Origin of the sequence: Burkholderia sp. E168m22, assembly GCF_001319805.1 — a bacterium.
Taxonomy (GTDB): domain Bacteria; phylum Pseudomonadota; class Gammaproteobacteria; order Burkholderiales; family Burkholderiaceae; genus Burkholderia; species Burkholderia orbicola.
Genome location: NZ_BBSK01000022.1, coordinates 56,455 through 76,773 on the forward strand (window position 1 = coordinate 56,455; position 20,319 = coordinate 76,773).

Annotated in this window: 20 protein-coding genes; 7 read left to right on the forward strand and 13 right to left on the reverse strand. The window is 67.9% G+C overall.

The window, feature by feature from the left end; all coding sequences use genetic code 11:
* Positions 1-69 precede the first annotated feature (69 nt).
* Complete coding sequence (locus tag AP428_RS06770) at positions 70-846, reverse strand: SDR family NAD(P)-dependent oxidoreductase (protein ID WP_011549670.1); 777 nt, start codon at positions 844-846, stop codon at positions 70-72.
* Positions 847-912: 66 nt separating this feature from the next.
* Positions 913-1,971 carry an ATP-NAD kinase family protein gene (locus tag AP428_RS06775; protein WP_054927898.1) on the reverse strand — a complete coding sequence of 353 codons (1,059 nt, stop codon included), beginning with the start codon at positions 1,969-1,971 and terminating at the stop codon, positions 913-915.
* Positions 1,972-2,506: 535 nt separating this feature from the next.
* Between AP428_RS06775 and AP428_RS06780 the strand changes: the two genes are divergently transcribed.
* On the forward strand, positions 2,507-4,426 hold the full coding sequence (locus tag AP428_RS06780) for a sigma-54-dependent Fis family transcriptional regulator (protein ID WP_011549668.1): 1,920 nt from the start codon (positions 2,507-2,509) through the stop codon (positions 4,424-4,426).
* A 19-nt stretch (positions 4,427-4,445) separates the two neighbouring features.
* On the opposite strand, the gene AP428_RS06785 is transcribed toward AP428_RS06780, so the two are convergent.
* Both AP428_RS06785 and AP428_RS06790 read right to left on the reverse strand, forming a co-directional pair.
* A complete protein-coding gene (locus tag AP428_RS06785) occupies positions 4,446-4,880 on the reverse strand; it encodes a carboxymuconolactone decarboxylase family protein (RefSeq protein ID WP_011549667.1) in 435 nt (144 codons plus the stop codon).
* Positions 4,864-5,325 carry a MerR family transcriptional regulator gene (locus tag AP428_RS06790; protein WP_054927899.1) on the reverse strand — a complete coding sequence of 154 codons (462 nt, stop codon included), beginning with the start codon at positions 5,323-5,325 and terminating at the stop codon, positions 4,864-4,866. The genes AP428_RS06785 and AP428_RS06790 overlap by 17 nt, the downstream gene beginning before the upstream one ends.
* Positions 5,326-5,621: 296 nt before the next feature.
* Here AP428_RS06790 and AP428_RS06795 point away from each other — a divergent pair, with 296 nt between their 5' ends.
* Both AP428_RS06795 and AP428_RS06800 read left to right on the forward strand, forming a co-directional pair.
* Positions 5,622-6,233, forward strand: a complete 612-nt coding sequence (locus tag AP428_RS06795; protein ID WP_011549666.1) for a helix-hairpin-helix domain-containing protein — start codon at positions 5,622-5,624, stop codon at positions 6,231-6,233.
* Between the two features lie 88 nt (positions 6,234-6,321).
* Complete coding sequence (locus tag AP428_RS06800; RefSeq protein ID WP_006478647.1) at positions 6,322-6,753, forward strand: YidB family protein; 432 nt, start codon at positions 6,322-6,324, stop codon at positions 6,751-6,753.
* 126 nt (positions 6,754-6,879) lie between these two features.
* On the opposite strand, the gene clpB is transcribed toward AP428_RS06800, so the two are convergent.
* The 3 genes from clpB to AP428_RS36645 all read right to left on the reverse strand — a co-directional run bounded on the left by clpB (position 6,880) and on the right by AP428_RS36645 (position 10,391).
* Complete coding sequence (gene clpB / locus AP428_RS06805) at positions 6,880-9,477, reverse strand: ATP-dependent chaperone ClpB (protein ID WP_054927900.1); 2,598 nt, start codon at positions 9,475-9,477, stop codon at positions 6,880-6,882.
* 153 nt (positions 9,478-9,630) lie between these two features.
* Entirely contained in the window at positions 9,631-10,146 is a 516-nt protein-coding gene (locus tag AP428_RS06810) for an Rrf2 family transcriptional regulator (protein WP_011549664.1), read from the reverse strand.
* Positions 10,143-10,391 (reverse strand): hypothetical protein, encoded by a 249-nt coding sequence (locus AP428_RS36645; protein ID WP_125380627.1) that lies wholly within the window; start codon positions 10,389-10,391, stop codon positions 10,143-10,145. Before AP428_RS36645 ends, AP428_RS06810 begins: the two co-directional genes overlap by 4 nt.
* Between AP428_RS36645 and AP428_RS06815 the strand changes: the two genes are divergently transcribed.
* Positions 10,390-10,950: a group III truncated hemoglobin gene (locus AP428_RS06815; protein ID WP_011549663.1), complete on the forward strand. Its 561-nt coding sequence runs from the start codon at positions 10,390-10,392 to the stop codon at positions 10,948-10,950. The two genes, AP428_RS36645 and AP428_RS06815, sit on opposite strands and share 2 nt — an antisense overlap.
* Positions 10,951-11,017: 67 nt before the next feature.
* Here the strand turns inward: AP428_RS06815 and AP428_RS06820 are convergent, their stop codons facing one another.
* From AP428_RS06820 to AP428_RS06845, 6 genes are all read right to left on the reverse strand, one after another.
* Positions 11,018-11,494 (reverse strand): molybdenum cofactor biosynthesis protein MoaE, encoded by a 477-nt coding sequence (locus AP428_RS06820; protein WP_011549662.1) that lies wholly within the window; start codon positions 11,492-11,494, stop codon positions 11,018-11,020.
* Positions 11,495-11,504: 10 nt separating this feature from the next.
* A complete protein-coding gene (moaD, locus tag AP428_RS06825) occupies positions 11,505-11,762 on the reverse strand; it encodes a molybdopterin converting factor subunit 1 (protein ID WP_006478642.1) in 258 nt (85 codons plus the stop codon).
* 19 nt (positions 11,763-11,781) lie between these two features.
* The gene (glp, locus tag AP428_RS06830; protein WP_011549661.1) at positions 11,782-13,029 is read right to left on the reverse strand and encodes a gephyrin-like molybdotransferase Glp; all 1,248 of its coding nucleotides are present in this window, start codon (positions 13,027-13,029) and stop codon (positions 11,782-11,784) included.
* A 247-nt stretch (positions 13,030-13,276) separates the two neighbouring features.
* The gene (gene thrC / locus AP428_RS06835; protein ID WP_011549660.1) at positions 13,277-14,728 is read right to left on the reverse strand and encodes a threonine synthase; all 1,452 of its coding nucleotides are present in this window, start codon (positions 14,726-14,728) and stop codon (positions 13,277-13,279) included.
* A gap of 10 nt (positions 14,729-14,738) precedes the next feature.
* Positions 14,739-16,067 carry a homoserine dehydrogenase gene (locus AP428_RS06840; protein WP_006478639.1) on the reverse strand — a complete coding sequence of 443 codons (1,329 nt, stop codon included), beginning with the start codon at positions 16,065-16,067 and terminating at the stop codon, positions 14,739-14,741.
* Between the two features lie 53 nt (positions 16,068-16,120).
* Positions 16,121-17,359: a pyridoxal phosphate-dependent aminotransferase gene (locus tag AP428_RS06845; protein WP_027809476.1), complete on the reverse strand. Its 1,239-nt coding sequence runs from the start codon at positions 17,357-17,359 to the stop codon at positions 16,121-16,123.
* Positions 17,360-17,675: 316 nt separating this feature from the next.
* On the opposite strand from AP428_RS06845, the gene AP428_RS06850 reads away from it, so the two are divergent.
* The 3 genes from AP428_RS06850 (at position 17,676) to AP428_RS06860 (ending at position 20,235) form a co-directional block, all read left to right on the forward strand.
* Positions 17,676-18,050, forward strand: a complete 375-nt coding sequence (locus AP428_RS06850) for an Mth938-like domain-containing protein (protein ID WP_012328660.1) — start codon at positions 17,676-17,678, stop codon at positions 18,048-18,050.
* A gap of 123 nt (positions 18,051-18,173) precedes the next feature.
* On the forward strand, positions 18,174-19,850 hold the full coding sequence (locus AP428_RS06855) for a glycosyltransferase family 39 protein (RefSeq protein ID WP_011549657.1): 1,677 nt from the start codon (positions 18,174-18,176) through the stop codon (positions 19,848-19,850).
* Positions 19,851-19,863: 13 nt separating this feature from the next.
* Complete coding sequence (locus tag AP428_RS06860) at positions 19,864-20,235, forward strand: EamA family transporter (RefSeq protein WP_006478635.1); 372 nt, start codon at positions 19,864-19,866, stop codon at positions 20,233-20,235.
* The last annotated feature ends 84 nt before the right edge of the window (positions 20,236-20,319 follow it).

The following is a 20,319-nucleotide window of genomic DNA, read 5'->3' on the forward strand; positions in this document are numbered from 1 at the left end:
TCCTGGTAGGTCTGACTGCGAATGCCGCCCCGGCCATGCCGTGGCGGCGGATTGCACGGCCTGGGGCCGTCAGTGGAACGTGAAGCCGCCGTCGACGTTCACGGCCTGGCCCGTCACGTTGTCCATCGTCGCGAAGAACAGCGCGAGCCGGCCCATGTCTTCCGGGGTCTGCGCGCGGCCCTGCGGAATCAGCGTCAACTGGTGCCGCTGCCACGATTCCTCGACCGATTCGCCGTCGGTCTTCCATTCGTCTGACAGCCGGTCCCACATGTAGGTACGGACGATGCCCGGGCAGATCGCGTTGACGGTCACGCCGTCGCGCGCAAGCTCCTTCGCCAGCGCGTTGGTGAAGCCGACGACCGCGAATTTCGATGCGCTGTAATGCGCGAGATTCGGAAAGCCTTCCTTGCCCGCGATCGACGCGACGTTGATGATCCGGCCGCGCCCCTGCGCCTTCAGGTGCGCGAGCGCCGCCCGGCAGCCGAGGAACGTGCCCTTCGCGTTCACGTCCATCACGAAATCCCAGTCGCGCTCGGTCAGTTCGGCGACCGGATGAATGCTGATCACGCCCGCGCAGTTCACGAGGATGTCGAGCCCGCCGAGGTCGGCGAGCGCCTGCGCGACCATCGCGTCGACCTGCGCGGCCTGCGTGACGTCGACCTTCGCGATCGCGGCCCGCCGGCCGAGCGCGCGCACCTCGCGCGCGGTGGCGTCGAGCGCGTCGTCGAGCAGGTCGGCCAGCAGGATGTCGGCGCCGGCGCCGGCGAGCGTCAGCGCGATGCCGCGGCCGATGCCGCGCGCGCCGCCCGTGACGATGGCGACCTGTCCTTCGAGAGGGGCTGTCATGGCGATGTCTCCTTGATGATCGTGATGGATGTCGAAATGCCGGTGCGTGAAACCAACCGTCGATCGTTAGTCCTGCCACGCACCCGCGTCGCGCAGCAGTTGCCGCGACGACGCGTAGCGCAGCGTGCGGCCGACGTCGACCGTCAGCGGCCCGTGCCAGTCGAGCGCAATCTCGTAGCGATCGCCGCGCGCGACCTCGATCTCGCGCTCGCCGTCGAACGCGAGCGTGCCGCGCTCGAACGGGATCGCGTGCCACGTGTCCGGCTCGAGCCGCTCGCAACTGCGCATCACGACACGGTCGACGCGCCCCGGCGCGATCGGCGCGACGAGCGGCGTGCCGGCCGCGTTGCCGGCTTGCGCGAAGCGCATCGCGAGCCCGTGCGGCGCGCTGCGTTCGAGCGGCGCCCACGCGCCGCCGAGCGCGGACAAGCCGATGCCGTCCGGTTCCGCGAACGTCAGGTAGAGCGAATCGATGTCGTCGGAGCCGGAGATCGCGCGTGCGCCGATGAAGCGCTGCCGCGCGGCGCACACGTCGACGAGCGCGATCTCCTCGCGCCCCGGCTGCGCGCCCGCGACGCAGCGCACGACGAGCCGCTTGTTGCGCACGAACGCGACCTCGGCCGGCACGGCGCCGGTCGCGGCAAGCCCTGCGGCGACGCCGGCGACGGTCGCCTCGCGATGTTCGGGAAACGCGTTGTTGGTGCCGGTGGACAGCGCGACGAGCGGCGTCGCGCCGCAATGCGCGGCCACCGCGCGATGGGTGCCGTCGCCGCCGAGCACGACGATCAGCGCCACTTCCATCCGGTGCAGATAGGCCGCGCCGGCCTGCGTGTCGGCGACGGAATCGGTGATCGGCAAGTCGACGAATTCGACCTGCGGCCAGCGCTCGTGCGGCGCGACCGCGCGATGCGTGTCGATCGCGCGCAGCAGCAGCGTCGCGATACCCGTGCGGTCGCGCAGCGTCAGCACGCGCTCGACGCCCATCGCGCCAAGGCCGGCCAGCAGGCGCACGATCATGTTCGCCTTCTCCGCGGTCGGGAACACGGATGCATGCGTCGTGAGGCGGCGGATGTCGCGCCCCGAAGCGGGGTTCGCGATCACGCCGACGGTAACGGGCGTCGTCACGGATTTGTCTCCATCCAGTGGGCGGGGCCGGCGCATTGGCGCACGCATCGGCCCTGCCTGTTTCGTCCGCTGCCATCGACGGGCGGCGGATCGTCGTCGCCGACGCAATCGCACCGGCTTGCCCGTCATCTCTGCAAGCAGCGTGCCATCGCGCGTGCGATGGCCACGAAACCCGCGTCCGCACTGGCGCGGCGGGCACACGCGAATTCGGGATGCTTGGCCGTGACGACGCAGCACACATCGAATTCGCCGCGGCGTCTCACGTCGTCGATACGGCGACGTGGTCGTCGCGGCACCCGCGCCTGCCCGGCATTCCGCCCGCCAACCCCGCGTTCGCGCGGCGCCGCGCATGCAGCGCCGCGCCGGCCGAGCGCCGCACGCCACGCATGCGGCCGTCTCAACCGCGCGAGACACGGCGCGACACCGGTGAGACGACCGTCTCACGCGCGCCGCGTGCTGCGATGCAATGTGATCCGCAGGACCGGATGTGCTACAAGAACAGCGACATCCCCGCCGTACGGAACCGGAGCCGACCATGCCCTACGCCGTCCCCCAGGCCCAGCACGCCGATCGTGTCCTCGGCGCGCTCGCCGGACGCCTGCCCGCGCCGGCGGATTCCGCGCGTCTCGTGTCGTCGTGGCAACGATCGCTGGAGCGCTACCGTCTCGACCCCGCTTCGTCGATCGGCCCGCGCGTGCTGACCGCGGCCGAACTGCGCGAAGTGCGCGACAAGGAGGAAGCCTTCCTGCGCGCGTCGGGCCAGTGCCTGACGCGGCTGCACGACATGATCCGCGTCGCCGATTACTGCGTGATGCTGACCGACGCGCACGGCGTGACGATCGACTACCGGATCGACCGCGAACGCCGCAACGACTTCCGTCACGCGGGGCTGCACATCGGCTCGTGCTGGTCGGAAAGCGAGGAAGGAACCTGCGGTGTCGCGAGCGTGCTGACCGATCTCGCGCCGATCACCGTGCACAAGACCGATCACTTTCGCGCCGCGTTCACGACGCTCACCTGCAGCGCGGCGCCGATCTTCTCGCCGGGCGGCGAGTTGATCGGCGTGCTCGACGCGTCGGCCGTGCATTCGCCCGACGGCCGCGACAGCCAGCGCCTCGTCTATCAGCTCGTGCGGCAGAGCGCGGCGCTGATCGAGGACGGCTACTTCGTGCACAGCACCGCGCAGCACTGGATATTGTTCGGGCATCCGAACCGTCACTACGTCGAGGCGCAACCGGAGTGGCTGATCGCGTTCGACGAATGCGGCAACATCGTCGCCGCGAACCGGCACGCGCGCGATGCGCTGCCGGCGCTGCGCGAGCCGCGCCATATCGACGAGATCTTCGACGCGACCGAGATGCCGCTGCGCGATGCGGCGCGGCTCGATGCCATCGTCGCGCTGCGGGTGCGCGCGACCGGCGCACCGCTCTACGCGCGGCTGCGCGCGCCGCTACGACGCGCCGGCCGTGAACCGGCCGCTGCATCGCGCCGCCCGGGCACCACCGCGCCGCGTCACGTCGGCGCGCTGACGCCGTTCCTGCACAGCAGCGACGCGCGCATCGCGCAACAGGCCGAACTCGCGCTGCGCGTCGCGAGCAAGCGGCTGCCTATCCTCGTGCTCGGCGAAACCGGCGCGGGCAAGGAAGTGTTCGCCCGCGCGATCCACGACGCCGGCGCACGGCGCGCGCGGCCGTTCATCGCCGTCAACTGCGGCGCGCTGCCGGAAGCGCTGATCGAGAGCGAACTGTTCGGTTATGCGGCCGGCGCGTTCACCGGCGCACGCAAGCACGGCGCGCGCGGCAAGATCGCGCTCGCCGACGGCGGCACGCTGTTTCTCGATGAAATCGGCGACATGCCGCTCGCGCTGCAGACGCGCCTGTTGCGCGTCCTGGCCGACGGCGAGGTCGTGCCGCTCGGCAGCGATACGCCCGTGCGCGTCGATCTCGACGTGATCTGCGCGACGCACCGCGATCTCGGGCGGATGGTGGCCGACGGCACGTTCCGCGAAGACCTGTACTACCGGCTGAGCGGCGCGACGTTCGACCTGCCGCCGCTGCGCGAACGCGCGGACGTGCGCGACGTGATCGCCGCCGTGTTCGCCGAGGAAGCGCAAGCGACCGGCCACGTGCTCACGCTCGACGCGACGCTCGCCGAACAGCTCGCCGCGTATCCATGGCCGGGCAACGTGCGGCAACTGCGCAACGTGCTGCGCTATGCGTGCGCGGTGTGCGACGCCGCGCGCGTGACGCGGCGCGACCTGCCGACCGACCTCGCCGCGCAACTCGGCGGCGCGCCGGCGGGCGCGCTGCCCGACGACGAACGCAGCCGCATCGTCGCCGCGCTCACCATGCACCGCTGGCGGCCCGACGCGGCCGCCCGGGCGCTCGGCATGTCGCGCGCGACGCTGTACCGGCGCATCGCGAAGTACCGGATCGTCGCGCCGCACCGCGCGTGACGCACGGGCGCATGCCTGGTCATGCGGGCTGCCCGGCCGCTTCGTTCGGGTGGTCCGTCACGCCGGCCGCTTCGTCGCGCCGCGTGAACACCTCGTGCGCGGCGAACAACGCGTTGAGCGCGGCGGGCATCCCCGCATACACGGCCATCTGCATGAACACCTCGACGATCTCGTCGCGCGTGCAGCCGACGTTCAGCGCGGCCTCGATATGCACCTTCAGTTGCGGCTGCGCGTTGCCGAGCGCGGCCAGCGCGGCGATCGTCGCGATTTCGCGCGCCTTCAGGTCGAGCTGCGGCCGGCTGTAGATGTCGCCGAAGCTGAATTCGACCAGGAGCCGCCCGAAGTCCGGCGCGATCGGCGCGAGCGCCGCGATCACGCGTTCGCCCGCTTCGCCGTCGATTTCCTTGAGCTTGTTCCAGCCGCGCGTGTAGCGATCCTCAACGAGTCGTTCCATCGTGTCCGTCCTGTTCCGATAAAGAGTGAGAAGGTTTCGCCCGTCGTTCCGTTTCCCGTTCCCGCGCCTCGTAGTACGCGATCTTGTCGCCGATCGCGTCGAGGCTCGCCTGCAGCTCCGCGATATGCGCACGCACCGCGTCGCGATGCGCGACCAGCAAGTCGCGCCGCGCGCCGAACGTCGACTCGCCCTGCTCGCGCAGCACCGCGAACGCCTGCATCTGCGCGATCGGCATGCCGGTCGCCTTCAGGCGCATCACGAAGGCCAGCCAGTCAAGGTCGGCCGGCGCATAGAGCCGGTGCCCGGCCGCCGTGCGCGAGATCGCGCGCAGCAGCCCGGCCTGCTCGTAATACCGCAGCGTGTCCGTCGACACGCCCGTCAGTTCGGCGACTTGCCCGATCGTCAGCGGACCGGCGGCGGAGGGTTGGGATACGGTTTTCGACATGGCAGGAACAAGGTTAGGAGTTAGAGTTCACTCTAAGTCAAGCATTGTCTGACGGCCAGTGCGGCGTTTTTCCGCGCGCCCCTCGCAATACGCCGGCGACACCGTAAAGAATCGTCAAAATCGGCGCCCGGCATCGGGTTCGGCCTTTACAGCACCGCAAGCCTTCAGCAAGATTCGGTCAGCCTGTCTCAAAAAGGGCACGCATTTGTCCTATGCTTAACGCGACGCCCGGCCAACTCGCACGTCGCCGTCCGTTGCAACAACCATTCATCCGTCAGAACCAGGGAGCCTTTGCCATGCTGAAAAAGCTGCTGATGCTGTTCGTCGCGCTATCGCTGTCGCTTGCCGCAGGCCTTGCCGCGGCCGTCGAAGTCAACACGGCCGACCAGGCCGCGCTCGAATCCGTGAAGGGGCTCGGGCCCGTGAAGTCGAAGGCGATCATCGACGAACGCACCAAGAACGGCCCGTTCAAGGACGCCGACGATCTCGCGAACCGCGTGAAGGGCCTCGGTACCAAGTCGGTCGGGCATCTCGAGGAAAACGGCCTGACGATCGGCGGCGCGTCGACGCCGCCGAAGGGTGTGAAGCTGTCGAAACCGGCCGCGACGACGTCCGCGACCACGTCGACCACGACGTCGGCAGGCACCGCCGCGACGTCCACGACCGCGACGGCCGGCACGACGACCGCGGCGCCCGCGCCGGCGGCTAGTGCACCGGACGCGGCCGCCAAGCCGGCCAAGACCAAGCGCGCGTCGAAGAAGGAAAAGGCGGCAGCGGCGGCAGCGGCATCCGCCGACGCGGGTGCGAGCGCACCGGCGGCCGCGTCGTCCACGAAGGCAACGAAGGGTTCGAAGAAGAAGAGCAAGAAGGACAAGGCAGCCTCCGCCGCCGCGGCGTCGGGCGCCTGATGTGCGCCGCGCGCGCGACGGCGTGCGCGCGGCATTCGTTCAACGGGCGCCGTCGTCACGGCGCCCTTTTCAGTGAAGGTGAAGAACCATGGGTCTCCTCGACATCGTTGGCGGTCTGATCGGCGGCCAGGCCGGCGGCAACTCGCAAAGCGCGCTGATCACGACCGCGCTCGAATTCATCAACAACCAGCCGGGCGGCCTGAACGGGCTGATCGAGAAGTTCAAGGCCGGCGGCGCCGGCGAGATCATCGGTTCGTGGGTCGGCACCGGCGAAAACCAGCCGATCTCGCCGGACACGCTGCAGAACGTGCTCGGCTCGGACGTCGTCGGCTCGCTCGCGAGCAAGGTCGGCATCGATCCGTCGCAGGCGTCGTCGATCCTCGCGCAGGTGCTGCCGCACGTCGTCAACGGCGCGACGCCGAACGGTGAAGTGCCGGCCAGCGGCCAGGTGGACACGTCGAACGTGCTCGGCACGCTCACGCAGCTTGCCGGCATGTTCGGCGGCAACAAGCAGGCGTAAGCCCGCCGCGCAGCGGCCGGCATCCGGCATAGCGGTTTCGGCCGCTCCATATGCAAACACCCCGCCGAGGCGGGGTGTTTGTTTTTGCGCCCGGTGCGAACCGGGCACGCTGCCGATGGCAGGCGATCAGTGCACGACGCGGTCGAACACGAACTGGCCGTCGTTGACGTCGACCGGGATCACGTCCTTCGGACCGAAGCGGCCGGCGAGGATCAGCTTCGCGACCGGGTTCTCGATCTCCTGCTGGATCGCGCGCTTCAGCGGCCGCGCACCGAACACCGGATCGTAGCCGACCTTCGCGATCTGTTCGAGCGCCGCGGGCGACACGTCGAGCGCCATGTCGAGCTTCGCGAGCCGGTCGTGCAGGCGCGCCAGCTGGATCTTCGCGATCGACTCGATGTTGCTGCGGTCGAGCGCATGGAACACCACGACGTCGTCGATCCGGTTCAGGAACTCGGGGCGGAAATGCTGCTTCACCTCGAGCCACACCGCGTCCTTGATCTCGTCCTGCGGCGCGCCCGTCATCGCCTGAATCACCTGCGAGCCGAGGTTCGACGTCATCACGATGACCGTGTTCTTGAAGTCGACCGTGCGCCCCTGCCCGTCCGTCATGCGGCCGTCGTCGAGCACCTGCAGCAGCACGTTGAACACGTCCGGATGCGCCTTCTCGATCTCGTCGAGCAGGATCACGCTGTACGGCTTGCGACGCACGGCTTCCGTCAGGTAACCGCCTTCCTCGTAGCCGACGTAGCCCGGCGGCGCGCCGATCAACCGCGCGACACTGTGCTTCTCCATGAACTCGCTCATGTCGATGCGGATCAGATGCTCTTCCGAATCGAACAGGAACGACGCCAGCGCCTTGCACAGCTCGGTCTTGCCGACCCCCGTCGGGCCGAGGAACAGGAACGAGCCGTACGGACGGTTCGGATCGGCGAGACCCGCGCGCGAACGACGGATCGCGTCCGCCACCGCGCTGATCGCCTCGTCCTGGCCGACCACGCGCTCGTGCAGCTTTTCCTCGATGTGCAGCAGCTTCTCGCGTTCGCCCTGCATCATCCGCGACACGGGAATGCCCGTCGAACGCGACACGACTTCCGCGATTTCCTCGGCGCCGACCTGCGTGCGCAGCAGGCGCGGACGCGTCGGGTTGTGCTGCTCCTGCTCTTCGGCCTGCGTGACCTGCTTCAGCTGGGCCTCGAGCTGCGGCAGCTTGCCGTACTGCAGCTCGGCGACCTTCTCGAGCTTGCCTTCACGCTGCAGGCGCGCGATATCCGCCCGCACCTTCTCGATCTCTTCCTTGAGCTGCGCGCTGCCCTGCACCGCGGCCTTCTCGGCGGTCCAGATCTCTTCCAGGTCCGCATATTCGCGGCCGAGGCGGTCGATCTCTTCCTCGATCAGCTGCAGGCGCTTCTGCGACGCTTCGTCCTGCTCCTTCTTCACGGCTTCGCGCTCGATCTTCAGCTGGATCAGACGACGGTCGAGCTTGTCCATCTCTTCGGGCTTCGAATCGATTTCCATCTTGATCTTCGAAGCGGCTTCGTCGATCAGGTCGATGGCCTTGTCGGGCAAGAAGCGGTCGGTGATGTAGCGATGCGACAGCTCGGCCGCGGCGACGATCGCCGGGTCGGTGATGTCGACACCGTGGTGCAGTTCGTACTTCTCCTGCAGCCCGCGCAGGATCGCGATCGTCGCCTCGACGCTCGGCTCGTCGACGAGCACCTTCTGGAAGCGCCGTTCGAGCGCGGCGTCCTTCTCGATGTACTTGCGGTATTCGTCGAGCGTGGTCGCGCCGATGCAGTGCAGTTCGCCGCGCGACAGCGCCGGCTTCAGCATGTTGCCTGCATCCATCGCGCCTTCGGCCTTGCCCGCGCCGACCATCGTGTGGATTTCGTCGATGAAGACGATCGTCTGGCCTTCGTCCTTCGCGATGTCGTTGAGCACCGCCTTCAGGCGCTCCTCGAACTCGCCGCGATACTTCGCGCCGGCGAGCAGCGCGGCCATGTCGAGCAACAGCACGCGCTTGCCCTTCAGCGTCTCGGGCACTTCGCCGTTGACGATCCGCTGCGCGAGCCCTTCGACGATCGCGGTCTTGCCGACGCCCGGCTCGCCGATCAGCACCGGGTTGTTCTTGGTGCGGCGCTGCAGGATCTGGATCGAGCGACGGATTTCGTCGTCGCGGCCGATCACCGGATCGAGCTTGCCCGCGCGGGCGCGCTCGGTCAGGTCGACCGTGTATTTCTTCAGCGCCTCGCGCTGGCTTTCCGCATCCTGGCTGTGCACCTGCGAGCCGCCGCGCACCGCGGCGATCGCGGCTTCGAGCGACTTGCGCGTGAGGCCGTGCTGGCGCGCGAGCTTGCCGGCGTCGCCCTTGTCGTCGGACACGGCGAGCAGGAACATCTCGCTCGCGATGAACGTGTCGTTGAGCTTCTGCGCTTCCTTGTCGGCCTGGTTCAGCAGCCCGGCGAGTTCACGGCCGATCTGGATGTCGCCGCCCGTGCCCGTCACTTGCGGCAGGCGCGAAATGGCTTCGTTCAGCGCGCCTTGCAGCGCCTGCACGTGAACGCCCGCGCGCGACATCAGCGAGCGGGCAGAGCCGTCCTGCTGCGCGACCAGTGCCGCGAGCACGTGAACGGGTTCGATGTATTGATTGTCGCGGCCTGCCGCGAGGCTTTGCGCGTCCGCGAGTGCTTCCTGGAACTTGGTGGTGAGCTTGTCGATTCTCATTTAGTCGAGACCTCCAATTTTCGATTAACACCAAGATGAGGATGGTTATGCGGCTTTCAAGCGAAATTCGGGTTGATTCAGCGCAAAAATTGCCGGATCGCCTGAAAACGGTCCGGAGGGCGCGACGGGATGGGCGCGCGGGACGCCCGCGTGTCAGTGGGTCTTGGACGCCGGCTCGGCTGCCTGCGCTTCGTCCTGCACCGGCGCGGCACGCACGAGCACGGCCGGACGGATGCCGAGCAGCGACGCGAGCGGCGATGCAGGCTCGGCCAGTTCGCCGAGCGTATGACGATCGAGCTCCGCGAAGAAGGCATCGCGCGCGGCCGCCAGCACGCCCTTCAACCGGCACTGCGGCTCGATCACGCAGCCGCGCGACTCGACGCCGTCGGCCGAAAAGCAGCCGACCAGCGCGAAGTCGTTTTCGGTGGCCCGCACGACCTCGCCGACCGTCAGTTGCAGCGAATCGGCGAACAGCCGCAGCCCGCCGTTGCGGCCGCGCACGGTGTCGACCCAGCCCAGCTCGCCGAGCTGCTGGACGACTTTCATCAGATGGTTCTTCGAGATGCCGTAGGCGTCCGAGATCTCCTGGATCGTCGCGAGCCCTTCGCCGCGCACCGCCAGGTACAGCATCACGCGCAGCGAATAGTCGGTGTAGTCGGTGAGTCTCATGAGCGAATACGGAAAATATCGATCGTATCCCGATTATGTGAACCGGGCCGATCGATGGCGCCGTTGCGCGGCCCCGGGTTGCCGGGATCGCGGGCGCGCAATAAGATGCGTGACATCCACACGTTTTCCAGGGGTTGTTGGACGCTATTTTGCGTCAAAATCCGGCCGGCGTCCTGCTCGTCACCCGCGCCGCCCGCCCCGCTGCTGTCCCGCCGCTGCTCCGATCTACCGGCCCTTTTTGTCATGACTGCCCTGCCCGCCTCGACCCAACCCGCATCGGCCCGCCCCCGCGACGCCGAGCCGACCGAAGACAATATCCGCGATCTCGTCTACGCGTTCTACGACCGCGTGCGCGCCGATCCGCTGCTCGGGCCGGTGTTCGACGCGAAGCTCGCCGGCCGCTGGGACGATCATTTGCCGAAGATGGTGACGTTCTGGTCGAGCCTCGTGCTCGGCACCAAGGGCTATCGCGGCAACGTGCAACAGGCGCACCAGCCGCTCGACGGGGTCGAGCCGGCCCATTTCAGCCGCTGGCTGTCGCTGTTCCTGAAAACGGTCGAAGCGCGCTACGCGCCGCCCGCGGCGATCCGCTTCATGGAGCCCGCGCTGCGGATCGCGCAGAGCCTGCAGTTGAGCCGGTTCGGTTGGGACTACCGGATTCCGCCCGAGCAGCAGGCGCTGCTCGACGCGATCGCGCCGCGCCGCCGCGACGCGGGCGACGATCCGCACGCGTTGCCGTCGCGCGCCCGCGGCGAGCCGTTTCCGACGAAGATCATCGGGCGCGGCATCGACCCGGACGCGTAACGCCCGTCGTGTGCGACACCGGCGCGCATGCGACACATCGCCGCACCGCCCGCGCGCCGCGCTCAGCTCAGCGCGGCGTGTTGCCCGACTCGACGCCCCAGCGCGCGAGCGCGGCGTCGTCGGTACTGCGCGCATCGACCCAGCGCTCGCCGTCCGGCGTCGTTTCCTTCTTCCAGAACGGCGCTTCGGTCTTCAGATAGTCCATCACGAATTCGCACGACGCGAATGCATCGCCGCGGTGCGACGCGACCGTCGCGACCATCACGATCTGGTCGAGCGGCAGCAGCCTGCCGACGCGATGCACGATCGCGACGTCGATGCCCGGCCAGCGCCGGCCGGCCTCGGCCGCGATCCGCTCGAGCGCCTTCTCGGTCATGCCGGGATAGTGCTCGAGCTCCATCGCGGCGACCGCATCGCCTTCGTTCAGGTCGCGCACCGTGCCGACGAAGCACGCGAGCGCACCGATCTTCGGGTTGCGCGCACGCAATGCCGCCACTTCGGCATTCAGGTCGAAATCGTCGGTCTGGACTCGTATCGTCGCCATGACAGCCGCCTCAACCACCCGTCACCGGCGGGAAGAACGCGACCTCGCAGCCCTCGGTGAGCCGCGTGTCGGGATCGGTCATCTCGTGGTTGCACGCCATGCGCAACGCGCGCCCTTCGGCGAGCGTATCGGCCCACGCGCCACCGCGCACGCGCAGCCATGCGCGCACGTCGCCGACGGTCGTCACGCTGTCCGGCACGTTGGCTTCTTCATCGGCCACGCCCAGCGCCTCGCGCACGCTTGCAAAAAATTTCAGTTGAATCTTCATGGTTCGGGAAGCCGTCGCGTTACGACAGCAATTCGGAAAACGGGATGAAACGCACGGTCTCGCCTGCGCTGATCACATGCTGCGGCGGATTGTCGATCAGGCCGTCGCCCCAGACCGTCGACGTCAGCACGGCCGAGCTCTGGTTCGGGAACAGGTCGAGACCGCCGGCTGCGTTGACGCGCGCACGCAGGAATTCGTTGCGCCGGTCGCCCTTGCTCTGCGAAAAATCGGCACGCAGCGACAACGCGCGCGGCGCGACGTCGCGCACGCCGGACAGGCGCAGCAGGAACGGCCGCACGAACAGCAGGAACGTGACGAAGCTCGAGACGGGGTTGCCGGGCAGCCCGATGAAGTGCGCATCGGCGCGCTCGTCGCCGCGCCGCACCGCGCCGTACGCGAGCGGCTTGCCGGGCTTCATCGCGATCTGCCACAGCGCGAGCCGCCCTTCGGCCTCGACGGCCGGCTTCACGTGATCCTCGTCGCCGACCGACACGCCGCCGCTCGTCAGGATCACGTCGTGATCGCGGGCGGCCGCGCGCAGCGTGTCGCGCGTCGCGGCCAGCGAGTCTGGCACGATCCCGTAGTCGGTCACGTGGCAGCCGAGCCGCTCGAGCAGCCCGCGCAGCGTGAAGCGGTTCGAGTTGTAGATCGCGCCGGGCTTCAGCGGCTCGCCCGGCATCGTCAGTTCGTCGCCGGTGAAGAACACCGCCACGCGAATCCGCCGCGCGACCGACAACCGCGCGCAGCCGACCGACGCGGCGAGACCCAGCGCCTGCGGCGTGAGCCGCGTGCCGGCCGGGAGGATCACCGCACCCTGGCGGATGTCCGCGCCCTGCGCGGTGATCCATTCACCGGCCTTCGGCGTGTGCAGGATCTCGACCGCGTCGCCGTCGGCCGCTGCCTGCTCCTGCATCACGACGGCGTCGGCGCCGGGCGGCACCGTCGCGCCGGTGAAGATCCGCGCGGCCGTGCCGGCCGCAAGCGGTTGCGCCGGATGGCCGGCCGGGATGCGCTGCGAAACCGGCAACCGTCGATCGCCGTGCAACAAATCGGCGACGCGCACCGCATAGCCGTCCATCGCGCTGGTATGCATCGGCGGCACGTCGAGCGGCGAGCTCACGTCGGCCGCCAGCACGCGGCCGAGCGCGTCGAGCGTGGCGACGGTTTCGGCGCCGGGCAGCGGCTTCGCGGCGTCGAGCAGCGCGGCGAGCGCCTCGGCGGTCGACAGCATCGGCGCGCGCGGCGCCGCGGGATTCGGGTTCGACATCGATGGAATCGGGGATCGTTGGAATCAATACGTCATTGTAGCGACGCCGTCACGCGGACGCGCGATATGGCGAACATGCGAAGACTGTAATCGGCGCGAACGCACGGGTCTGGCACTTGTTTCGCGCGACGGACGATGGCCGCGTGCCAAACCTGAGTACCAAACGAAACGGCCGGAACCCCGATCCGTTCGACGAATCGGCATTCCGGCCGTCCTGCGCCGCCGGGCCCGCGGGCCCGGCCGTGCGTCATGCGCCCGTATGGGCGGCGATGAAGTCCTTCACCTGCTGCGCGTCGGCCTTCACGACCTCGAAGCGCTGCGGCAGCGCCTCGAGCCCGTCGAAGGCGGCCGGCCGCTCGGCTTCGCGATCGAGCGCTTCGCGGATCGTCTCGCCGAACTTGATCGGCTGCGCCGTCTCGAGCACGACCATCGGCACGCCGGCCTCCAGATGCTCGCGCGCGACCTTCACGCCGTCGGCCGTATGCGTATCGATCATCGTGTCGTAGCGCGAGAACACGTCGCGGATCGTCGCGATGCGGTCGGTGTGGCTGCTGCGGCCCGACACGAAACCGAATTCGGCCACGCGCGCGAAATCGCCGCTCGCCGCGAGATCGAAGCCGCCCTTCTCCTCGACGTCGCGGAACAGTTGCATCACGCGCGCCGGATCGCGGCCGAGCAGGTCGAACACGAAGCGCTCGAAGTTCGATGCCTTCGAGATGTCCATGCTCGGGCTGCTCGTGTGATAGGTGTGCTCGGCGCTGCGCACGCGATACGCGCCGGTGCGGAAGAATTCGTCGAGCACGTCGTTCTCGTTGGTCGCGACCACCAGCTTCGCGATCGGCAGCCCCATCATCCGCGCGATGTGGCCCGCGCAGACGTTGCCGAAGTTGCCCGACGGCACCGTGAACGACACGCGCTCGTCGTTCGACCGCGTCGCCGCGAAATAGCCCTTGAAGTAGTACACGACCTGCGCGACGACGCGCGCCCAGTTGATCGAGTTGACGGTGCCGATCTTCTGCTGCGCCTTGAACGCGTGATCGTTCGACACGGCCTTCACGATGTCCTGGCAGTCGTCGAACACGCCTTCGACCGCGAGGTTGAAGATGTTCGGGTCCTGCAGGCTGAACATCTGCGCCGTCTGGAACGCGCTCATCTTCTTGTGCGGCGACAGCATGAACACGCGCACGCCGGCCTTGCCGCGCATCGCGTATTCGGCCGCGCTGCCGGTGTCGCCCGACGTCGCGCCGAGGATGTTCAGCGCTTCGCCGTGCTTCGCGAGCGTGTACTCGAACAGGTTGCCGAGCAACTGCATCGCCATGTCCTTGAACGCGAGCGTCGGGCCGTTCGACAGTTCGAGCAGCGACAGCGCCGTGCCGTGCTCGGTGCCGAGCGTCTTCAGCGGCGTGATGTCGGATGCGTTCTCGCCGTGGCGCGTGTTGCTGTACACGGCAGCCGTGTAGGTACGGCGCGTGATCGCGCGCAGGTCGTCGGCCGGCACGTCGTCGCAGAACTTCGACAGGATCTCGAACGCGAGATCCGCGTACGACAGCGTGCGCCAGCGCGCGAGCTCGTCGGCGGACACCTTCGGATACTCGGCCGGCAGGTAGAGGCCGCCGTCCTTCGCGAGACCGCCGAGCAGGATGTCGGAGAACGTATGGCGCTCGCCGATGCCGGCGCCGCGCGTGGAGATGTAGTTCATGTCGTCAGCCTCAGTTCAGCGCTTCCATGCGCAGCTTCGTTACCTTCGAGACCACCGTCGCCAGGCTCTCGATCTGCGCGATCGCCGCGTTGACGTTTTTCTCGACCGTCTCGTGCGTGATCAGGATGATGTCGGTCTCGCCGTTCGCGCCGTCGATCTGCTCCGACTCCTTCTGCAGCAGCGCGTCGATCGAGATGCCCGATTCGGCGAGGATGCGCGTGATCGCGGCGAGCACGCCGGTCTGGTCGGCCACGCGCAGGCGCAGGTAGTAGCCGCTCGTCACTTCCTCGATCGGCAAAATCGGCGTGTTCGACAGGCTGTCCGGCTGGAATGCGAGGTGCGGCACGCGATGCTCGGGATCGGCCGTGTGCAGGCGCGTGACGTCGACCAGATCCGCGACGACGGCCGACGCGGTCGGCTCCGCGCCCGCGCCCTTGCCGTAGTACAGCGTCGTGCCGACTGCATCGCCGTGCACGACGACCGCGTTCATCGCGCCCTCGACGTTCGCGAGCAGGCGCTTTTCCGGGATCAGCGTCGGGTGCACGCGCAGCTCGATGCCGTTGGCGGCGCGGCGCGCGATGCCGAGCAGCTTGATCCGGTAGCCGAGTTCTTCCGCATAGCGGATGTCGGTCGCGTCGAGCTTGCTGATGCCCTCGACGTACGCGCGGTCGAACTGCACCGGCACGCCGAACGCGATCGCGCTCATGATCGTCGCCTTGTGCGCGGCGTCGACGCCTTCGATGTCGAAGGTCGGATCGGCTTCCGCGTAGCCGAGCTCCTGCGCGGCCTTCAGCGCGGTCGCGAAGTCGAGCCCGCGGTCGCGCATTTCCGACAGGATGTAGTTCGTCGTGCCGTTGATGATGCCGGCGATGTACTGGATGCGGTTCGCGGTCAGGCCTTCGCGCAGCGCCTTGATGATCGGGATGCCACCGGCGACGGCCGCCTCGAACGCGACCATCACGCCCTTCTCGCGCGCGGCTTCGAAGATCTCGGTGCCGTGCACCGCGAGCAGCGCCTTGTTCGCCGTCACGACGTGCTTGCCGTTCGCGATCGCGCGCAGCACGAGCTCGCGCGCGATGCCCGTGCCGCCGATCATCTCGGCGATGATCGCGATCGACGGATCGTCGACGACCGCATTGAAATCATCGGTGATCTGCGCGGTGCCGGCGTTGCCGCCGAGCGCGGCCTGCGCCTTGGCGGGGTTGCGCACGGCAATGCGCGCGACCTCGATGCCGCGCCCCGCGCGTCGTTTGATTTCTTCCTGGTTGCGGTGCAACACCGTGAAGGTGCCGCTGCCGACGGTGCCGAAGCCCAACAGGCCAACTTTGATCGGTTCCATGCTGCGTGTGATCGATGAGTAAGAAGTAGTGAGTTCCGTGTGGCCCTGCCCGCTCAGACCGAATGGCGCTTGCGGTAGCCGTCGAGGAAGCGTGCGATCCGGTTGATCGAATCGGCCAGGTCGTCGAGGTTCGGCAGGAAGACCACGCGGAAGTGGTCCGGCGTCGCCCAGTTGAAACCCGTGCCCTGTACGAGCAGCACGCGCTCCTCGAGCAACAGGTCGAGAATGAACTGCTGGTCGTTCTGGATCGGGTAGAGCTTCGGGTCGAGGCGCGGGAACATGTACAGCGCGGCCTGCGGCTTCACGCAGGTCACGCCCGGGATCGACGTCAGCATGTCATACGCGAGTTCGCGCTGCTTGTACAGGCGCCCGTTCGGCACGATCAGCTCGTTGATGCTCTGGTAGCCGCCGAGCGCCGTCTGGATCGCGAACTGGCCGGGCACGTTCGCGCACAGACGCATCGACGACAGGATGCCGAGCCCTTCGAGGTAGTCCTTCGCGCGCCGGCGGTTGTCGCCGCCGAGGCCGGACACGGCCATCCAGCCCGCGCGATAGCCGCACGACCGATAGCTTTTCGACAGGCTGTTGAACGTGACGGTGATCACGTCCTCCGACAGCGAACCCAGCGCCGTATGCTCGAGGCCGTCGTAGACGATCTTGTCGTAGACCTCGTCGGCGAACACGATCAGCCCGTGCTGGCGCGCGATCTCGAGCAGTTCGAGCAGCAATTCGTCGGAATAAAGCGCGCCGGTCGGATTGTTCGGGTTGATCACGACGATCGCCTTCGTGTTCGGCGTGATCTTGCTGCGGATGTCGTCGAGATCGGGCATCCACGCGTTCTGCTCGTCGCATACGTAGTGCACGGGCGTGCCGCCCGACAGGCTCACGGCCGCCGTCCACAGCGGGTAGTCGGGCGCGGGCAGCAGCACTTCGTCGCCGTCGTTCAGGAGCGCCTGGGTCGCCATCACGATCAGCTCGGACGCGCCGTTGCCGATGTAGATGTCGTCGAGGCCGACGCCGACGACGCCCTTTTCCTGCGTGTAGTGCATCACCGCCTTGCGCGCCGAGAACACGCCCTTCGAATCCGAATAGCCGGACGACGCCGGCAGGTTGCGGATCATGTCCTGGATGATCTCGTCGGGCGCGTCGAAACCGAACGGCGCGAGGTTGCCGATGTTCAGCTTGATGATGCGGTGGCCTTCTTCCTCGAGGCGCTTCGCGTGCTCGAGCACCGGGCCACGGATGTCGTAGCAGACGTTGAGCAGCTTGTTCGACTTCTGAATCGGTTTCACGACGACACGGTTCCTGGGTTGGCCTTGCGGCCGGGGGGACGGGATCAAAACTGGAAAGCGGCCGGTCTGTGCGCGCTGTCTAGACTGGGAAAAAGCGGCGGTCGGACGCGGCTTGTGGCGACGCACGACGCAAGTGGCGCCCGGGGGCGACCAAAAAGTTATAATTTAGCGGATTTTGGCCGACTTTCGCAATGCACCATAGCCGCGCCGGGCCCGCGCCGTCGGGCGTCCGCGCGTGCCCGGCCGCGCGAAACCGGCCAGCGGGGCCCCTGCGGCCCGGCCAATCCATTCCCCTACGGAACCGCGGAATACCGATTTGAAACTGCACCAGGACACGAGCGGCGCGCTCAACACCGTCACCGGCTACGGCCCCGATTATGTCGACGTCAATCTCGAACGCCATGAAACGAGCGTCATCGTGCTGCCCGGCGCGCCGGTCCAGGCCTGGCCCGTGTCGTCGTTCGACGCGCTCGCGCCCGAGCATTTCGCGATGCTGCTCGACCCGACGCCCGAACTCGTGATCTTCGGCAGCGGCGCGCGGCTGCGCTTTCCGCACCCGCGCCTCGTCGCAGCGCTCACCGCGAAGCGGATCGGCGTCGAGACGATGGATTTCCAGGCCGCCTGCCGCACCTACAACATCCTGATGGCCGAGGGCCGCAAAGTCGCCGCCGCGCTCTTAATTGAACGTTAATCCCCGATGCGGTAAAACTCGGGCCGGCGCAGCGGGTCGATCCCCCGATCGGCCCGGCCAGGCCGCCCGCCCCGGCGCTGCCCGCCGGCGGCCCCGTCACAACAACCAACAGGCTGAAAACCCATGAACGATACGCCGTCGAGGCTACCGCTCAATCGCATCACGCTCGTCCTCCTGCTCGTCGCGCTCGCGATCGTCTGGTTCGCGCCACTCGGGCTGCGCCACCTGATCCCGAGCGACGAAGGCCGCTACGCGGAAATGGCGCGCGAGATGTTCGTCACCGGCGACTGGATCACGCCGCGCTACAACGGTTACAAGTACTTCGAGAAGCCGCCGCTGCAGACCTGGCTGAACGCGCTGACGTTCGCGTGGTTCGGTATCGGCGAATGGCAGGCGCGCCTCTACACGGCCGTCGCGAGCTTCGCCGGCGTGCTGCTCGTCGGCTACACCGGCGCGCGCCTGTTCAACCCGCTGTCGGGCTTCCTCGCGGCCGTCGTGCTCGCCAGCGCGCCGTACTGGAACCTGATGGGCCACTTCAACGCGCTCGACATGGGGCTCGCGTTCTGGATGGCGCTGTCGCTCTGCTCGCTGCTGCTCGCGCAGCGGCCCGGGCTGCGCCCGGCCGCGGTACGCGGCTGGATGTGGGCGTGCTGGGCCGCGATGGCGTTCGCGGTGCTGTCCAAGGGCCTCGTCGGGCTGATCCTGCCCGGCGCCGTGCTCGTGCTGTATACACTGATCGCGCGCGACTGGGCGCTGTGGAAGCGCCTGTATCTCGTCAGCGGCCTGGTGATCTTCTTCGCGATCGTCACGCCGTGGTTCGTGCTCGTCCAGCAGCGCAACCCCGAATTCTTCAACTTCTTCTTCGTCGTCCAGCAGTTCCGCCGGTACCTGACCCCGGAACAGAACCGCCCGGGCCCGCTGTACTACTTCGTGCCCGTGCTGCTGGTCGGCTTCCTGCCGTGGCTGTCGGTCGCGTGGCAGAGCATCCGCCATGCGCTGCGCATGCCGCGCCAGCCGAACGGCTTCTCGCCGATGCTCGTGCTGCTGATCTGGAGCGCGTTCATCTTCCTGTTCTTCAGCGCGTCGCATTCGAAGCTGATCTCGTACGTGCTGCCGGTCGCGCCGGCGCTCGCGCTGATCATCGGCGCGTACCTGCCGCTGATGACGGCCGAGCGCTTCCGCCGCCACCTGCTCGGCTACCTCGTGTTCTTCGTCGCCGCGGCGTTCGGGATCATCTTCCTCGCGTATCAGGGCGACGCCCGCACGCCGAACGCGCTGTACCGGGCGTTTCAGATGTGGCTGTACGCCGGCCTCGCGGTCTCGGCCGCGCTGACGCTCGCGGCCGCCTGGCTGAACCGCCGCGCGGGCGTGGCCGCCGCGCTCGCGGCGTTCGGCGCCGCGTGGCTCGCGTTCGGCACGATCGGCGGTACCGGACACGACGAGTTCGGCCGCTACAGCTCGGGCGCGTTGCTCGCACCGGCCGTGCGCGCCGAACTGGCGAAGCTGCCGCCCGATACGCCGTTCTACTCGATCGAAATGCTCGATCACACGTTCCCGTTCTACATGGGCCACACGACGATCATGGTCCAGCGCCAGGACGAGCTCGCGTTCGGGATCTCGGTCGAGCCGAACAAGTGGGTCCCGACCGTCGGCGAATGGATCACGCGCTGGAAGCAGGACACCCATGCGCTCGCGATCATGCCGCCCGGCCAGTACGACGCGCTGGTCAAGGAAGGCGTGCCGATGCGCGTGATCGCGCGCGACAACCGCCGCGTGATCGTCGAGAAACCGCAATCGTAAGGACGTCCTCCGCATGAACCCCGTTTCGTTCGTCTGCATCGTCACCGGCGTGATGCTCAACGCCTGTGCGCAACTTCTGCTGAAAGCCGGCGTCAACGCCGTTGGACACTTCGAATTCAGCCGTGCGAACATCCTCCCGGTCGGCCTGAAGATCGCGACCCAGCTGCCGATCATCGGCGGCCTCGGCTGCTATGTACTGAGCGTCGTGGTGTGGATCGTCGGGTTGTCGCGGGTCGACGTGTCGATCGCGTATCCGATGCTGTCGCTCGGCTACGTCGTCAACGCGTTCGCGGCGTGGTACCTGTTCGGCGAGGTGCTGTCGGTCCAGAAGCTCGTCGGCATCGGCATCATCCTGATCGGTGTGCTCGTGCTGGCGCGCAGCTGAGCGCGGCCCGCGCCGTTAAGCGTCCGCCTACAAAAAATCACGGTACGAATCCGCCAACCGGTGTTTAATGCCGGTTTCGGGCGG

Bases quoted from the DNA above. Each gene is read 5' to 3' on its own strand.
- AP428_RS06770 (WP_011549670.1), bottom strand. From the start codon at position 846: ATGACAGCCCCTCTCGAAGGACAGGTCGCCATCGTCACGGGCGGCGCG.
- AP428_RS06780 (WP_011549668.1), top strand. From the start codon at position 2,507: ATGCCCTACGCCGTCCCCCAGGCCCAGCACGCCGATCGTGTCCTCGGC.
- AP428_RS06785 (WP_011549667.1), bottom strand. From the start codon at position 4,880: ATGGAACGACTCGTTGAGGATCGCTACACGCGCGGCTGGAACAAGCTC.
- AP428_RS06790 (WP_054927899.1), bottom strand. From the start codon at position 5,325: ATGTCGAAAACCGTATCCCAACCCTCCGCCGCCGGTCCGCTGACGATC.
- AP428_RS06795 (WP_011549666.1), top strand. From the start codon at position 5,622: ATGCTGAAAAAGCTGCTGATGCTGTTCGTCGCGCTATCGCTGTCGCTT.
- AP428_RS06800 (WP_006478647.1), top strand. From the start codon at position 6,322: ATGGGTCTCCTCGACATCGTTGGCGGTCTGATCGGCGGCCAGGCCGGC.
- clpB (WP_054927900.1), bottom strand. From the start codon at position 9,477: ATGAGAATCGACAAGCTCACCACCAAGTTCCAGGAAGCACTCGCGGAC.
- AP428_RS06810 (WP_011549664.1), bottom strand. From the start codon at position 10,146: ATGAGACTCACCGACTACACCGACTATTCGCTGCGCGTGATGCTGTAC.
- AP428_RS06815 (WP_011549663.1), top strand. From the start codon at position 10,390: ATGACTGCCCTGCCCGCCTCGACCCAACCCGCATCGGCCCGCCCCCGC.
- AP428_RS36645 (WP_125380627.1), bottom strand. From the start codon at position 10,391: ATGACAAAAAGGGCCGGTAGATCGGAGCAGCGGCGGGACAGCAGCGGG.
- AP428_RS06820 (WP_011549662.1), bottom strand. From the start codon at position 11,494: ATGGCGACGATACGAGTCCAGACCGACGATTTCGACCTGAATGCCGAA.
- moaD (WP_006478642.1), bottom strand. From the start codon at position 11,762: ATGAAGATTCAACTGAAATTTTTTGCAAGCGTGCGCGAGGCGCTGGGC.
- glp (WP_011549661.1), bottom strand. From the start codon at position 13,029: ATGTCGAACCCGAATCCCGCGGCGCCGCGCGCGCCGATGCTGTCGACC.
- thrC (WP_011549660.1), bottom strand. From the start codon at position 14,728: ATGAACTACATCTCCACGCGCGGCGCCGGCATCGGCGAGCGCCATACG.
- AP428_RS06840 (WP_006478639.1), bottom strand. From the start codon at position 16,067: ATGGAACCGATCAAAGTTGGCCTGTTGGGCTTCGGCACCGTCGGCAGC.
- AP428_RS06855 (WP_011549657.1), top strand. From the start codon at position 18,174: ATGAACGATACGCCGTCGAGGCTACCGCTCAATCGCATCACGCTCGTC.
- AP428_RS06860 (WP_006478635.1), top strand. From the start codon at position 19,864: ATGAACCCCGTTTCGTTCGTCTGCATCGTCACCGGCGTGATGCTCAAC.